General features: G+C 65.6%; 19 protein-coding genes. 6 read left to right on the forward strand and 13 right to left on the reverse strand.

Annotated features, from left to right (window positions below; genetic code table 11):
* Together WB785_RS00305 and WB785_RS00310 are read right to left on the reverse strand one after the other, a co-directional pair.
* On the reverse strand, nucleotides 1-1,742 hold a 1,742-nt coding region (locus WB785_RS00305), incomplete at its 3' end, for a DEAD/DEAH box helicase (RefSeq protein WP_424076709.1).
* A gap of 20 nt (nucleotides 1,743-1,762) precedes the next feature.
* On the reverse strand, nucleotides 1,763-2,446 hold the full coding sequence (locus WB785_RS00310) for a TetR/AcrR family transcriptional regulator (protein WP_424076710.1): 684 nt from the start codon (nucleotides 2,444-2,446) through the stop codon (nucleotides 1,763-1,765).
* Between the two features lie 244 nt (nucleotides 2,447-2,690).
* On the opposite strand from WB785_RS00310, the gene WB785_RS00315 reads away from it, so the two are divergent.
* A complete protein-coding gene (locus WB785_RS00315; protein WP_424076711.1) occupies nucleotides 2,691-3,077 on the forward strand; it encodes a hypothetical protein in 387 nt (128 codons plus the stop codon).
* Between the two features lie 88 nt (nucleotides 3,078-3,165).
* Nucleotides 3,166-3,477: a protein UsfY gene (gene usfY / locus WB785_RS00320; protein WP_424076712.1), complete on the forward strand. Its 312-nt coding sequence runs from the start codon at nucleotides 3,166-3,168 to the stop codon at nucleotides 3,475-3,477.
* 31 nt (nucleotides 3,478-3,508) lie between these two features.
* Here the strand turns inward: usfY and WB785_RS00325 are convergent, their stop codons facing one another.
* Complete coding sequence (locus tag WB785_RS00325) at nucleotides 3,509-3,712, reverse strand: hypothetical protein (protein WP_424076713.1); 204 nt, start codon at nucleotides 3,710-3,712, stop codon at nucleotides 3,509-3,511.
* Nucleotides 3,713-3,925: 213 nt separating this feature from the next.
* On the opposite strand from WB785_RS00325, the gene WB785_RS00330 reads away from it, so the two are divergent.
* Both WB785_RS00330 and WB785_RS00335 read left to right on the forward strand, forming a co-directional pair.
* Nucleotides 3,926-4,363, forward strand: coding sequence for an ATP-binding protein (locus WB785_RS00330; RefSeq protein WP_424076714.1), 438 nt, complete (start codon nucleotides 3,926-3,928; stop codon nucleotides 4,361-4,363).
* On the forward strand, nucleotides 4,360-5,148 hold the full coding sequence (locus WB785_RS00335) for an RNA polymerase sigma factor SigF (protein WP_424076715.1): 789 nt from the start codon (nucleotides 4,360-4,362) through the stop codon (nucleotides 5,146-5,148). Before WB785_RS00330 ends, WB785_RS00335 begins: the two co-directional genes overlap by 4 nt.
* Here WB785_RS00335 and WB785_RS00340 read toward each other — a convergent pair.
* The 9 genes from WB785_RS00340 to WB785_RS00380 all read right to left on the reverse strand — a co-directional run bounded on the left by WB785_RS00340 (nucleotide 5,119) and on the right by WB785_RS00380 (nucleotide 12,433).
* Nucleotides 5,119-5,571 carry an STAS domain-containing protein gene (locus WB785_RS00340; protein ID WP_424076716.1) on the reverse strand — a complete coding sequence of 151 codons (453 nt, stop codon included), beginning with the start codon at nucleotides 5,569-5,571 and terminating at the stop codon, nucleotides 5,119-5,121. The two genes, WB785_RS00335 and WB785_RS00340, sit on opposite strands and share 30 nt — an antisense overlap.
* A gap of 132 nt (nucleotides 5,572-5,703) precedes the next feature.
* A complete protein-coding gene (locus WB785_RS00345; protein WP_424076727.1) occupies nucleotides 5,704-6,093 on the reverse strand; it encodes a hypothetical protein in 390 nt (129 codons plus the stop codon).
* Between the two features lie 6 nt (nucleotides 6,094-6,099).
* Nucleotides 6,100-7,896, reverse strand: coding sequence for an acetyl/propionyl/methylcrotonyl-CoA carboxylase subunit alpha (locus WB785_RS00350; protein ID WP_424076717.1), 1,797 nt, complete (start codon nucleotides 7,894-7,896; stop codon nucleotides 6,100-6,102).
* A 112-nt stretch (nucleotides 7,897-8,008) separates the two neighbouring features.
* Complete coding sequence (locus tag WB785_RS00355) at nucleotides 8,009-8,428, reverse strand: SufE family protein (protein WP_424076718.1); 420 nt, start codon at nucleotides 8,426-8,428, stop codon at nucleotides 8,009-8,011.
* On the reverse strand, nucleotides 8,428-9,318 hold the full coding sequence (locus tag WB785_RS00360) for a sulfurtransferase (RefSeq protein WP_424076719.1): 891 nt from the start codon (nucleotides 9,316-9,318) through the stop codon (nucleotides 8,428-8,430). Before WB785_RS00360 ends, WB785_RS00355 begins: the two co-directional genes overlap by 1 nt.
* 35 nt (nucleotides 9,319-9,353) lie before the next feature.
* A complete protein-coding gene (locus tag WB785_RS00365; RefSeq protein ID WP_424076720.1) occupies nucleotides 9,354-9,980 on the reverse strand; it encodes a Maf family protein in 627 nt (208 codons plus the stop codon).
* The gene (locus WB785_RS00370; protein WP_424076721.1) at nucleotides 9,977-10,207 is read right to left on the reverse strand and encodes an acyl-CoA carboxylase subunit epsilon; all 231 of its coding nucleotides are present in this window, start codon (nucleotides 10,205-10,207) and stop codon (nucleotides 9,977-9,979) included. Before WB785_RS00370 ends, WB785_RS00365 begins: the two co-directional genes overlap by 4 nt.
* A gap of 32 nt (nucleotides 10,208-10,239) precedes the next feature.
* Complete coding sequence (locus WB785_RS00375) at nucleotides 10,240-11,880, reverse strand: acyl-CoA carboxylase subunit beta (RefSeq protein ID WP_424076722.1); 1,641 nt, start codon at nucleotides 11,878-11,880, stop codon at nucleotides 10,240-10,242.
* Between the two features lie 70 nt (nucleotides 11,881-11,950).
* A complete protein-coding gene (locus WB785_RS00380; protein WP_424076723.1) occupies nucleotides 11,951-12,433 on the reverse strand; it encodes a hypothetical protein in 483 nt (160 codons plus the stop codon).
* A gap of 97 nt (nucleotides 12,434-12,530) precedes the next feature.
* On the opposite strand from WB785_RS00380, the gene WB785_RS00385 reads away from it, so the two are divergent.
* A complete protein-coding gene (locus tag WB785_RS00385) occupies nucleotides 12,531-13,343 on the forward strand; it encodes a biotin--[acetyl-CoA-carboxylase] ligase (RefSeq protein WP_424076724.1) in 813 nt (270 codons plus the stop codon).
* Between the two features lie 9 nt (nucleotides 13,344-13,352).
* Nucleotides 13,353-13,871, forward strand: coding sequence for a PH domain-containing protein (locus tag WB785_RS00390; protein ID WP_424076725.1), 519 nt, complete (start codon nucleotides 13,353-13,355; stop codon nucleotides 13,869-13,871).
* Here the strand turns inward: WB785_RS00390 and WB785_RS00395 are convergent.
* Complete coding sequence (locus tag WB785_RS00395; protein WP_424076726.1) at nucleotides 13,826-14,500, reverse strand: GtrA family protein; 675 nt, start codon at nucleotides 14,498-14,500, stop codon at nucleotides 13,826-13,828. The genes WB785_RS00390 and WB785_RS00395 overlap by 46 nt on opposite strands.
* Between the last annotated feature and the right edge of the window lie 119 nt (nucleotides 14,501-14,619).

Raw genomic sequence — 14,619 nt, forward strand, 5'->3', positions numbered from 1 at the left:
CGGTCGTGGGTGATCTCGGTGATCCGCCAGCTGGTGGCTCCCAACGAGATGACGTCGCCCGGCCGGGACTCGTAGACCATCTCCTCGTCGAGTTCGCCTACCCGAGAAGGTTTTTCGGAATCAGTGGCCAAGTACACGGTGAACAGGCCGCGGTCCGGGATCGCGCCGCCCGAGGTGACCGCCAGCCGCTGCGCGCCGGGGCGTGCCGTGACGGTACCGGTGTCCCGGTCGTAAACCAGCCGCGGCCGTAGCTCGGCGAACTCGGTTGACGGATACTTGCCGGACAGCAGATCCAGCGTGGCCTCAAATGCGCTGTGCGGCAGCGTCGCGAACGGCGCACTGCGTCGTACGGTGTCGAACCAGCGGTCGACGTCGAGCGGTTCCAGCGCTGCGGCGGCCACGGTGTGCTGGGCGAGTATGTCGAGCGGGTTGGTGGGCACCCGCATCGTCTCGATCTGACCGGTGAGCATCCGCTGCACGGTTACCGCGCAGCCGATCAGATCGGTGCGGTGTTTGGGGAACAGCACCCCTTGGGAGATCTCGCCAACCTGGTGTCCGGCGCGGCCGATGCGCTGCAGGCCACTGGCCACCGACGGCGGCGCCTCCACCTGGATGACCAGGTCGACGGCGCCCATGTCGATGCCCAGTTCCAAGCTCGAGGTCGCTACCACCGCCTTCAACCGCCCGGATTTGAGCTCCTCTTCGACAATCGCGCGCTGTTCTTTGCTGACCGAGCCGTGGTGGGCACGGGCCAATACGGTTGGGGCGCCGTAAGTCTGCCCGCTGCCCAACAGGTGGGCCGGCGCGCCGCCGGCAACCCGCGGGTTGGCATCAGCCGACAGCTCCACACCGGAGCGTTCGGCGTGAATCTCGTTGAGCCGGGCGGTTAGTCGCTCGGCAAGCCGCCGTGAGTTGGCGAATACGATCGTCGAGTTGTGCGCTTCGACGAGGTCAACCAGCCGTGCCTCCACATCGGGCCAGATTGTGTTGTCCGCCAGGTTGGCCATGTCGGGGACAGGCACCTGCACAGTCAGCTCGAAGGTCTTCGCCGCCGCGGGCGCCACGATGGTCGTCGGTGAGCCGCCGGATAAATACCGGGCCACCTCCTCGGGCGGGCGCACCGTCGCCGATAGGCCGATGCGCTGCGCGGGTGCCTGCAACATGGCATCGAGCCGCTCCAACGACAGCGCCAGGTGCGCGCCCCGCTTGGTGCCGGCGATGGCGTGGATCTCGTCGACGATCACGGTTTGCACGCCGGCCAGGGTCTCCCGCGCCGCCGAGGTCAGCATCAAGAACAGCGATTCCGGCGTGGTGATCAATACATCCGGCGGCCGGGCGATCAGCTGACGACGCTGCGCGGGCGGGGTGTCACCCGATCGCACCCCGACGGTGATCTCCGGTGGCGGGAGATTGCGCCGTTCGGCGACCCGGGTCATTCCCGCTAGTGGGGTGCGCAGGTTGCGCTCGACATCGACGGCCAAGGCCTTTAGCGGCGATACGTACAGAACCCGGGTGCCGGGCATTCGCTCGACCGATGATGCGGCGAGTCTGTCTATCGCCCACAAAAACGCCGCCAGCGTCTTACCCGAACCGGTCGGCGCAATGACCAGGGTGTTATGGCCATCGGCGATCGCCGCCCAGGCGTCGGCCTGAGCCGCGGTAGGCGCAGCGAAGGTACCGGCGAACCAATCCCGGGTGACGACACTGAACGGCGCGAGTGGATCGGCGGGGACGGTGCTCACCTAGCCATAATGGCAACGAGCTACGACAAGTTCGGCAGCTTGGTTGTCACGCGCTGGTCGGGCCCGACCCCCTTGGCAAGGTTCTCGGGAATCCCATTAACCCGGATGATCGCGTCGAGCAGCGCATGAGCGCAGGTTTCGCTCAGCTGCCCTGCGTCGGTCTCGGGATGCATGATCCGCTGCCGGCACACCTCGAAGGTCAGCGCCAGCCAACCATGGACGACGATGCGCAGGTCGCGCTCCACCTCGGGCGGCAGCTCACGGCCCGAGCCGTCGACTTCGATGATGCGGCTCATGATGTGTTCCATCTGCCGATCCTTGGCCTCGTCGTCGATGCCGAGTAAGACCGGATCGGAGCGACCGAGGCCGACGTATGCAGCCCAGGCGGCGTGCGGGTGCTCCTGGTGGTACTGCATGTAGGCATAGACGCCGTCCCGGGTTTCCTCGAACAGCGACTGGCCGGGTGACGGCAGAGCGTTGGTGGTCTCGAACAGCTGGTCAGCCTGTCCCTTGACGACGGCGGCGAAGAACGCCCGCTTGTCCGGGAAGTAGTGATACATCAGCGCGCGGGACACGCCGGCACGCTCGGCGATCTCGTCGATTCGTACTTCGTCGTAGGGTCGTTTACCGAAGACTTCCGCGCCGAGCGCCAGCAACTCGGCACGGCGGTCGTCCGGAGATAACCGGCGCCGGGGCGTTCGCATAGAGCAGATGGTACTTGTCGATCCTTCGCGCAGGCCGTCAACGCTCAGGAAGCCTCTGCAAACATGTTTTGCCGACGCGTTCGTCAATAATCCAACCCGCGGCAACCGATGCTTTTCCGGCGTCCCGTCGGGCAACGCCTGCGTGTTTACCGCTGCCTCATTCGGGGGAATACGGGTGTGGCACGCGTGACGGCGCGTGATAATGGTGGCGCGCTATGAGCCGCACGCAGGATAGAGGTTCAGGATGCAGACACAGCATCAAAGCCCAGGTGGTGACCGCCTCGGCCATGAGGACAACGAGGTGCAAGCCGCCGCGCGGTTCGCGGTTCTAGCCGCGATCGCAGGGCTGGCCTTTCTCGTCGTGGCCGCACTGTGGGCCAGCACCTGCAAGGGTGCGATGGCGATCGACACGGTCGCGTGTGGCGCGCCTCAATTGACGATCCTGGCCGTTGGCGCACCGCTCATCTTGTTCGGCGCGGGCTGTCGAGCATTTCTGCGCACCTACCGCATCTGGCGCGACGGCGGAATCTGGTGGGCCTGGCAGGGCGCCGGGTGGTTTCTTTTGATGCTGATGCTGGTGACGCTCACCATGGGTCTGCCTACCATCGCCGGACCCGTTCTGGCTGGTTGACCGGACTTTTGGCAAGTACTTTCGCGCCGTCTTTGCGCGTTCTAACGTGGTAGGCACGGCCCAAAGGGCTGGGAGAGGGGACGCAATCATGGGTGATACCTATCGTGACCCCGTCGACCATGTGCGGACGACACGGTCACACGCAGGCGAGTCGATGATCGATGTGTTGCGCTGGCCCGGCTATCTATTAATCGTGGCGGGCGTTATCGCCGTCGTGGGTTGTCTGGCGGCATTCGGGACCGGGCACCCTAGCCAGGGCATGACGACAGGTGTGGTCGCCGTCGCGGCGATGACCTTCGGGCTGGTATGGCTGGCGGCCGAGCATCGGCGAGTGCGCAGAGTCGAAGACCGTTGGTACGACGCACACCCCGACGTGCCGCGCCAACGCCCCGCAAGCTGACAAGCCGAGGCCCGCAGCAGCATTCGAGTCGCTAATCGCGGTACTCATCGCGGTACTCATCGCGGTCGTCGTCGGGGCCGGTGATCTCCTGGTGCTGTTCCTGCCAGTCAGATGCGTCCGCCTCTACTGGCGGTATTTCCCGATCAGGGGCGGTGGGTTCCGGCGCGGCTTCCTGGTCTTGCTCGACGGCGTCGGCGACAGGGGTCTCGTCGGAAAAGCGGTCGCGATCGTCCATGAGGCTTCACCTTCGGCTTGATACGAGCGGGGTTATTCGCCGAGGTTAGTGGGTATCAGCTGTACACCATGATGAGCTTTTTGATGCCCGTCCCTGCCTCGGTTTCCCGGTCACCCGAGCATTGGCTTATGGGCTACCTAATACCCGGCGGCGATCGTGGCTAACCGGCTAGAGCCCAAGGGTAGTGTCACTCGAATACTGCCGGGAGGCCCGATGACCGCTGCTGAAAAACAAGATACGAACCAGCAACGCGGCGACCGCGCGATCGAACTGCGAGTTGCTGCGCGGCTGGAGAATCTGGCGGTACTGCGCACGTTGGTCGGGGCGGTCGGCACCTTTGAGGATCTCGATTTCGACGCAGTTGCCGACCTACGCCTGGCGGTCGACGAGGTGTGCACCCGCTTGATCCGCTCAGCGGTGCCGGATGCCACGCTGGCCGTTGTGGTCGATCCGCGCGACGGCGAATTGGTGGTCGAGGCGTCGGCGGCGTGTGACAACTACGACGTGGTGACGCCGGGCAGCTTCAGCTGGCATGTGCTGACATCGCTGACCGACGACGTCCAGACTTTCCACGACGGTCACGAACCTGATGGCGGGCGCGGCGTCTTCGGCGTCATCCTGACGACCCGGCGGGCGGGCTCTCACACGTGACAGCGCGAGCTGTCGGCGGTTCTGCATCTCGTCCCAATGAATACGCTGACGTTCCGGACATGTTCCGTGAGTTGGCCACGCTCGACGGCGGCTCGCCGGAATTTCAGCGCCATCGGGACAAGATCGTCGAGCGGTGCCTGCCGTTGGCCGATCACATCGCCCGCCGCTTCGAAGGCCGGGGCGAACCACGGGACGACTTGGTTCAGGTGGCGCGCGTCGGGCTGGTCAACGCCGTTGCCCGCTTCGACGTCGACGCCGGCTCCGACTTCGTCTCTTTTGCGGTGCCCACGATCATGGGAGAGGTCCGTCGGCATTTCCGGGACAACAGCTGGTCGGTCAAGGTCCCGCGGCGTTTAAAAGAACTGCACTTGCGGCTTGGGACGGCAACCGCCGATCTTTCCCAACGGCTGGGCCGAGCGCCGACCGCATCCGAGCTCGCCGTGGAACTCGATATGGATCGCACGGAGGTCATCGAGGGCTTGGTGGCCGGTAGCTCCTACAACACGCTGTCCATTGATAGTGGCGCCAGCAGTGGTGATGACGACGCCCGAGCCATCGCCGACACGCTCGGCGATGTGGATGCCGGTCTCGAGCGGATCGAGAACCGCGAAGCGTTACGTCCGCTACTCGACGGCCTGCCGGAGCGGGAACGAACTGTGTTGGTACTCAGGTTCTTTGAGTCGATGACGCAGACACAGATCGCCGAGCGAGTCGGCATTTCGCAGATGCACGTCTCGCGGTTGCTCGCTAAGTCGCTAGCGCGGCTGCGGGACGAGCTGGAGTAGCCGGCGCGGCTGTTCGTCGTCGTTCAGAATGTCCGGCGCCGAATCTGCCAGCGGCAGGGCGTGGTCCGGGTCGCAAATCCGCAGCAACCGGGTGACGGCCTTACTTGGCACGACGGCCCAGCGCACGTCAGCGCCCGCGCATCGGACGTTGATGGTGTGCAGGGCCGAAAAGCCCGCAGTTCCAAAGAATTTCAGGCCGCTCAAGTTCAAGAGCACCGACTTGCGATGGGCCGCGCAGAGCTGAACATAGTCGGCGAGCTGATTGGCATTGGATGCGTCGAGCTCACCGTGCGCGGTGATTACCACGAACGACGGGCCCCACTCGGCGGTGAAGCGTGCGCTGTGGTTTTCCCATGGCTCTGCGGGGATCGGGGGATCGGTCCCGCAAACCGGGGACGCAGATTTTGTTCTGGTGGGAAACATTGGGGTGACTCCATCAGTCGTCAAGCAAAGTTGCTGAAGGATCACGTCAAGCGGGTAGGCCGCGCGCGGAGAGAGGCCGGGAGAACGAGCCTCCCTCTACGTCAATTAACGCTGTTCCGGGCGGCTGTGAACTCAACCTTCTTCGAACACTACTCCGGCTGCACTGGGGCTACAAACATCTTTAGGTGACCTTCCGATCCCTTCTAAGAAACCCAGTTCAGCACCGAATCGCTGCACCGATTCGGTGGCTGCGGCTGCGGCCACGGCCTGCCCGGCGCGGGCTCGGGTGGCGATCTCGCCGGTGTCCGGGTCGAGCGTCACTTCTGCCAGCAACTCACCCGTCGTCACCTCGCATACCGCCCACGAGTAGCTGGTATCCGCCGACCACAATGCGGCACGGCGCGCGACGTACTCCGGGTCAACTTCCCCCAGCTCGGCGAGCGCAGGACGATCGTCGATGCGGCTGTCGGCGCGCAGTGCGCGCAGATACCACTGCCCGGCGTTGATCTCGACAAGGTCGATGGTCCGCTACTTGATCTCGGCGAGGACCGTGCCCTGGGTGATTGCGGCGCCCGCCTCGACGGCCAGCCCGGTAATGGTGCCGTCTTTGTGTGCGGTGACGGGGTTTTCCATCTTCATCGCTTCCAGCACCACCACCAGATCGCCGGCGCTGACCTCCTGGCCCTCCTCGACGGCGACCTTCACCACGGTGCCCTGCATCGGTGCGGTCACGGCGTCGCCCGACGCCCCCGCGCCGGCCAGCGCGCCGCGCTTGCGCGGCTTCGGCTTCTTCCTGATCACACCGGTAACCGAAGGGTCACCGCCGTTAGACAGGGCCAGATCACCGGGCAGTGAAACTTCAACCCGTCGGCCGCCGACCTCAACCACAACTTTCTGCCGCGGCCGGGCGTCGTCTTCGTCGAGCGGCTCGCCGCCGGTGAACGGTTCGATGGTGTTGTTCCACTCGGTCTCGATCCAGCGGGTGTGCACCGAGAATCCGTTGTCGTCGCCGATGAACGCCGGGTCCGATACCACCGCGCGGTGGAACGGGATAACCGTGGCCAGTCCTTCGACGTGGAACTCGGCAAGAGCACGGCGCGCCCGTCGTAATGCCTCCTGCCGGTCGGCGCCGTACACGATCAGCTTGGAGAGCATCGAGTCGAACTGGCCGCCGATCACCGAACCGGCTTCGACACCGGAGTCCAGCCGTACACCGGGCCCGGTGGGGATGTCGTACCGGGTGACCGGGCCGGGCGCGGGCAGGAAGCCGCGGCCGGCGTCCTCGCCGTTGATCCGGAACTCGATGGCATGCCCGCGCGGCGTCGGGTCCTCGGTGATGTCGAGCTTCTCGCCGTTTGCGATCTTGAACTGCTGCAGCACCAGGTCGATGCCGGCGGTCTCCTCGGTGACCGGGTGTTCGACCTGCAGACGGGTGTTGACCTCAAGGAACGAGATCAGGCCGTCCTGGCCGACCAGGTATTCGACGGTCCCGGCGCCGTGGTAGTGCGCCTCTTTGCAGATCCGCTTGGCCGACTCGTGGATCTCCTTGCGCTGCGCGTCGGTCAGGAACGGCGCCGGCGCCTCTTCGACCAGCTTCTGGAAGCGGCGCTGCAGCGAGCAGTCACGGGTTCCGGCGACGACGACGTTGCCGTGCTGGTCGGCGATCACCTGGGCCTCGACGTGGCGGGGCTTGTCCAGGTAGCGCTCGACGAAGCACTCGCCGCGGCCGAACGCCGCGACCGCCTCGCGGGTCGCCGACTCGAACAGCTCGGGGATCTCCTCGAGCGTGCGGGCCACCTTCATGCCGCGGCCACCGCCGCCGAAGGCCGCCTTGATCGCGATCGGCACGCCGTATTCCTTGGCGAAGGCGACCACCTCGTCGGCGTCCTTCACCGGGTCGGGAGTGCCGGGCACCAGCGGGGCCTGCGCGCGGGCGGCGATATGGCGTGCGGTGACCTTGTCGCCGAGATCGCGGATCGACTGCGGGCTGGGCCCGATCCAGATCAGCCCGGCGTCGATCACGGCCTGGGCGAAGTCGGCGTTCTCCGACAGGAAGCCGTAGCCAGGGTGGATCGCGTTGGCGCCGGACTTCTCGGCGGCCTCCAGGAGCTTGCCGAAGTCCAGGTAGGACTCCGCCGAGGTCTGACCCCCTAGGGCGAACGCCTCGTCGGCCAGCTTCACGTGAGGAGCGTCGGCATCGGGCTCGGCGTACACCGCCACGCTGGGCAGACCGGCATCTTTGGCCGCGCGGATCACCCGGACCGCGATCTCACCGCGATTGGCGACAAGAACCTTGGAGATCGTCGAGCTGGCGTGACTAGGCACTGCGCCTCCTGTAGGGCTGAAGACTTCTCACGTTGTCTAAGAGAAATTCTTACAAGTCGTGTCGGGGGAAGTTTAAGCGCCGCGCCGTGAGCGATACGACCCGGTGTCTACTTCAGCCGGACTCGCGCAGCCGTCGCTTGATCCGCGCCAGCATGCCCGACATGCCACGCAGCCGCAGCGGGCTGACCAACGCGGCGAGGCCAAGCTCGGTGTAGAAATCCTCCGGCACCGCCAGGATGTCGGCGACAGGCTGTTCGTCGAGGCCGGCGGCCAGTATCGACGCGAAACCGCGCGTGGTGGGCGCTTCGGGCGGAGCGCTGAAGTGCAGCCGCACCCGGTTGACGTCGCTGGCGTCGATGTGCAGGAACACCGGCGATTGGCACTCGGGCACCGGCTCCATCGCCGCCTCTTCCAGATCGGCAGGCAACGCCGGAAGGTCGTTAGCGAATTCCAGCAATAGCTTGAGCTTGTCCTGGCCCTGAACTTCGCTGAAGTCGGACACCACCTCGGCCAGCGGCGCGGGCATGCTCATCAGACCGGCACCGCTCCCGGGCTTTCGCCCGCGACGATCGGGACGCGCACGGTGTTGCCCCATTCGGTCCAGGAGCCGTCGTAGTTGCGCACGCCGGGGATGCCGAGCAGATGTGTCAGCACAAACCAGGTGTGGCTGGACCGCTCGCCGATGCGGCAATAGACGATCGTTTTGTCGTCCGGGTCGATGAACCCGTAGAGCTGTTGCAGCTCCTGGCGGCTGCGGAACCGGCCACTGTCGTCGGCGGCCTTGCCCCACGGAATCGACTGCGCTGTCGGGATATGGCCGGCGCGCAGCGCACCTTCCTCGGGGTAGTCGGGCATGTGCGTGCGCTTGCCGGTGTATTCGTCGGGCGAGCGCACATCGATCAGCGGCTCAGCGCCCAGGATGGCCAGCACGTCGTCTTTGAAGGCGCGGATCGGGGCGTCGTTGCGTGGCACGACGGGATAGCCGGTCGAGGTTTTGGTGGGAACATCCAACGTGGTGTCGCGTCCCTCGGACATCCACAGGTCGCGTCCGCCGTTGAGCAGCCGCACATCCGGGTGGCCGAACAAGGTGAAGACCCACAGCGCGTACGCGGCCCACCAATTGCTCTTGTCTCCGTAGATCACCACGGTGTCGTCTCGGGAAATGCCTTTGCGGTCCATCAATTCGGCGAACTGCTCGCCGTTGATGTAGTCGCGCACCCGTGGGTCGTTGAGGTCGGTATGCCAGTCGACCTTGACCGCACCGGGGATATGGCCGACGTCGTAAAGCAGGACATCCTCGTCGGATTCGACGATGGCCAGCCCCGGCTGACCCAGGTTGCCGGCCAGCCAGTCGGGGGTCACCAGCCGTTCCGGGTGCGCGTAGGCGCTTAGCGTCGGGCTGGGATCTGCTGCTAAGGGCACACTGCGAGCCTACCCGTCGGATAGCGGCTCCCAGTTCATGCCCACAGCTCGGCGATCGAAAGGCCGACCCGTTGCAGGAGTGCGCGGGTCAGCGGCAGGCTCAGCCCGATGACGTTGGACGGGTCGCCCTCGATGCGGTCGACAAACCAGCCGCCGAGCCCATCCAGGGTAAATCCACCGGCGACGGCCAACGGTTCGTCGCTGGCGATGTACGCTTCCAGGTCTGCTGCGGTTGGTTTCGCGAAATGCACTGTGGTAGCGGATGATTCGGACACACGCTGAGTGACGTTGCCATCGATCAGCCTGACCACACAGTGGCCAGTGTAGAGCTGCCCGACCCGGCCGCCCATCGACTGCCACTGGCTTCGCGCCGCGTCGGCTGATGTCGGCTTGCCGACCAGCTGGCCGTCGATGTAAAGCATCGAATCACAGCCAACGACAACGCAATCCGCGGCGATCGCGTCGTCGAGGCTGGTGGCGACCTGGTCGGCCTTGGCCTGGGCCAGGATGCGGACGACATCACCCGCGGCGTTGTCGGGTCCCAACGCGGCGATGACCGCGTCCTCGTCGAGGCCGGAGACCACGACCAGTGGATCGATGCCGGCTTGCCGGAGCACCTTGCGCCGGCCCGGTGAAGCGGACCCGAGTACGAGTCGGGTCATCGCCGCATGTGGATCCGTTCCAGCAGCGTGATTGTCTGCCAACTGAAGACCGGGTAGCGCAGTTTGTCGACGGGTAGCCCCCACCCGCTGTGCTCCGGCGGCGGCGCCTCGCTCCGGCCGCCCACGGCGCTACCCAGCACCGCGATCAGCGCGGCCAGCTCCTCGTCGGTCGGGTTGCCGCTGAGCACCTGGATGTGCGGCTCGTGGGCCTCGTGCTCGTCGCTCACGGGAGCCGGATTGTTCGCGTCACTCCCGCCGCTCACAGTGGAATGTTCCCGTGCTTCTTGGGCGGCATCTGAGCGATCTTGCGCTCCAGCAGCCGCAGCGCCGTCGCGATGTAGCCGCGGGTGTGCGACGGCGGGATGACCGCGTCGACGTAGCCCCGCTCAGCCGCCATGTACGGGTTGACCAGGGTGTCCTCGTACTCCTGCTGCAGCTGCAAGCGAAGCGCATCAACATCCTCGCCGTTTTTCGCGGCATCGCCGAGCTGCTGACGGTAGACGAAACCGACCGCGCCGGACGCGCCCATCACTGCGATCTGCGCGGTCGGCCAGGCGACGTTGACGTCGCAGCCCATGTCCTTGGAACCCATCACGCAGTAGGCACCGCCGTAGGCCTTGCGGGTGATGACGGTGATCTTGGGAACGGTGGCCTCGCCGTAGGCGTACAGCAGCTTGGCTCCGCGGCGGATGATGCCGTTGTATTCCTGATCGGTCCCCGGCAGGAAGCCCGGGACGTCCACCAGCATGACGATCGGAATGTTGAAGCAGTCGCAGGTCCGCACGAATCGAGCCGCCTTCTCCGAGGCGTCGATGTCCAGGCAGCCGGCGAAATGGGTGGGCTGGTTGGCCACGATCCCGACCGGGTGGCCGTCGACGCGACCGAAACCGATCACGATGTTCTGGGCGTAACCGGACTGCACCTCGAGGAACTCGTCGTCGTCGAGGATGCGGGTGATCACCTCGTGCATGTCGTACGGCTGGTTGGCCGAGTCCGGGATCAGGGTGTCGAGCTCGAGATCCTCGTCGGTGAGGTTGTCCTCGATCGCGCCGTCGGGAACCGGCACGGCAATCCGCGGCGGGTCGGTGAAGTTATTCGGCGGCAGGTAGCTCAGCAGTTCACGGACGTAGTCGAAGGCGTCTTGCTCACCGGAGGCGACATAGTGTGCGGTGCCGGACTTGGCCATGTGAGTGTGGGCACCGCCCAGCTCCTCCATCGTCACGTCCTCGCCGGTGACGGTCTTGATGACGTCCGGACCGGTGATGAACATCTGGCTGGTCTGGTCGACCATCACGACGAAGTCGGTGAGCGCCGGGGAGTAGACGTGCCCGCCGGCGGCGGCGCCCATGATCAGCGAGATCTGCGGGATGACGCCCGAGGCCAGGATGTTGTTGCGGAAGATCTGGCTGTAGAGGCCCAGCGAGACGACACCCTCCTGGATGCGGGCGCCCGCGCCGTCGTTGATGCCGATCAGCGGCCGGCCGGTCTTGGTCGCCAGCTCTTGGACCTTGACGATCTTCTCGCCGTAGACCTCGCCGAGGCTGCCGCCGAACACCGTGACGTCCTGGCTGAAGATGCAGACATCGCGGCCGTCGATGGTGCCGTAGCCGGTGACCACACCGTCGCCGAGCGGACGCTTCTCGTTCAGCCCGAAGTTGGTGCTGCGATGCCGGGCCAACGCGTCGAGCTCGACGAACGACCCCTCGTCGAGCAGGGCGTAGATGCGCTCGCGCGCGGTCAGCTTGCCCTTGGCGTGCACCTTGTCGACCGCGGCCTCGCCGACGGGGTGCAGCGTCTCCTCGGACCGCTTGCGCAGTTCGGCCAGCTTGCCGGCGGTGGTGTGGATGTCGATCTCGTGCTCGGCCTTGGCCTCGACATGGCTCTCGGAAACGCTTGTCATGGCGCCGATCTTAGCGGTCCCTTATATTGCGATCCCAATCACGCGCCGCCGGCGCTCACGGATCCGCTGATCAGCAGGTCACATGGCTGAGCGCACGAATCGGCTCGGTCGGGTCGTCGTTGTCTCCGGCCAGCTCGCGGCGAGCGAACAGCTCGAACGCGAGTTCGTGGGCGATCAGCTGATCGACGATGGCGCCGTCGGGAGGCTCGACCAGCGAGCGCAGCCGCGTGTAACGACCTAGGTACTCCGCGGCCGCCGCGACGAAGGCTTTCAACATGGGCAGGTACTCGACGTCGGTGACGTTGCCCGCGGCGTCGAGCATGGCCTGATCGGGCTCCGCGGATATTCCTAAGCGCCTGATCACAGGCTCCAGGAGTTCTTTGGTGCTGCGCTCAAGGCACGTCAACAGGTTGATCTTCTCGCGCAGAGCCGGATCGGTGATGCGCTCGGCCATCCCGGCGAAATATGCCTCGCCCAAAACTTCGCCCTGGTAAGACTCCACCCACAGTCGGGCGGCTTCGTCGCTCGTGGCTTTGACGGAATCGGTTAGCACCACAGGACCACCTCCTCGGCGGCAAGACGTATCTGAGTCTTGCCCACCGATGACGAACGCACAACCACCTGGCCGCGGCACCGTACGCTGAACGCCGATGGCTGAGCAATTACGGCCGCAGTTGGACGAGGCGGCGCTGCGCGACGGTCTGGTCGGGGCGGGCGGGCCGTGGCGGCAACTGGACGTGGTCGCCGAAACCGGCTCCACCAACGCCGATCTGATCGCGCGGGCGGAGGGCGGCGCCGATATCGACGGATCGGTATTGCTCGCCGAATACCAGAACGCGGGGCGTGGCCGGCACGGGCGAGTTTGGTCGGCGCCGCCGCGCGCGCAGATCGCGCTGTCGGTTGGCGTGGCCGCGGCATCGGTGCCCCGGTCGAGCTGGGGATGGTTGCCGCTGGCCACCGGTGTGGCGGTGGCCGACGCGCTAACCACGGTGTGCGGCGTGGCGCCAGGTCTCAAGTGGCCGAACGACGTGCTGGTCGATGGCGGCAAGCTGGCCGGGATCCTGGCCGAGGTTGCGGCGCCGGCGCCTGTGATCGTGCTCGGGTTGGGGCTCAACGTAACGCTGACCGCCGAAGAAGCGCCGGATCCGGCGGCAACCTCGCTGCTGATGTTGGGGTCATCGGCGACCGATCGAAACACGTTGGCGCGCAAAATTCTTGGCGAATTGGCAATCCGCATCGATGCTTGGCGCAGCGCCGGCGGCGCCGACGCGGCGCTGGTTGCCGATTATCAGCGCTACAGCCTGACCCTGGGGTCACGGGTGCGGGCCATCCTGCCCGGTGATCGGGAAGTGGTGGGCACTGCGCACGCCATCGACGAGACGGGCCGGCTGTGCGTCGACACCGGTGGTCAAACCGTGGCGATCTCGGCCGGAGACGTCACGCATCTACGTCCCAGCGATTAAAGTGCCAGCGTGGGCTACCCCGACAACGTGCTCGCCGGCGACGAACAGGTCGTCTTGCACCGACATCCGCATTGGAAGCGACTGTTCTGGCCGGTCGTCGTGCTCATCCTGGCCAGTGCGGCTGCATCGTTCGGCTCCGCGGTCGTCAACAGCACCAACTGGGATTCGAACGCTAAAAAAATCATCTTCGCCGTCATCGGCGCGGTCTGGCTGATCATCATCGGCTGGCTGACGCTCTGGCCGTTCCTCAATTGGCTGACAACGCATTTCGTGATCACCGACCGGCGAGTGATGTTCCGGCACGGCGTGTTGGGCCGCAGCGGGATCGACATCCCGCTGGCCCGGATCAACAGCGTGGAGTTCCGGCATCGGCTGATCGACCGAATATTGCGCACCGGGACGCTGATCGTCGAGTCGGCATCACAAGATCCGTTGGAGTTCTACGACATTCCGCGCGTGGAACAAGTCCACGCGCTGCTGTATCACGAGGTTTTCGACACCCTGGGGTCCGAGGAATCGCCGAGCTGAGCCACCCGGTTGCGGCGCGACCGCCAAGCCCGCAGCAGCGTGACATTCCCCCTCTGCAAGCCGCCTCCTTCGTAGTTGTCCTCGAGGACCTCGGCGATCCCGCCGGCGGTAAGGGCCGACTCCAGCGCCTGTTCCTGGCTGCGGCCGAATTCGTCGGGGAACACCCACCGCCGGAACGCCCAGAAGCGGAATGCCATCTGCAGCAGGTTGCCGATGATGTAGGCCGAGATGAAGTCGGCGACGTTTTCCACCGTCAGTGACACCGTCGGCACGCGCAGCTGCAAGACGTAGCTGGAGATCCACAGCGGCGCCATGCTCAGCAGCACGCCTACCCCGCTGAACGCAAAGAACAGCAACGCCTCGTGGTGACGCTCCCGTCCCCCGCGGTCCCGGAAGCTCCACTCCCTGTTCAGGATGTAGGACGCGATCACCGCGATGACGCCGGAGATGACCTTGGCGGTCACCGGCTTGGGCTCCAAGATCGTCAGCTTGAGGGTGTAGAAGATCGCCGAGTCGATGATGAATGTGGTGCCGCCGACGATCGCGAACTTGATCAGTTCGTGATGGCGTTCGGCGTAAGGACGGACCAGCTGCGGTAACCGCGCGATCGTGGCATCGGCGAAGGACACAATGTCGCAGTCTACGTACTGCCCGGTACGTGTGCCCAACGACGGTGTCACCTCCGGTAAACACCCCGTTCAGGGGCCTTCAGCGGCCATGACACCATGATTGCCGTGCCGAGTACCCC

The sequence above is a fragment of the Mycobacterium sp. genome (assembly GCF_049585075.1).
In the GTDB taxonomy this organism is placed as follows: Bacteria; Actinomycetota; Actinomycetes; order Mycobacteriales; family Mycobacteriaceae; genus Mycobacterium.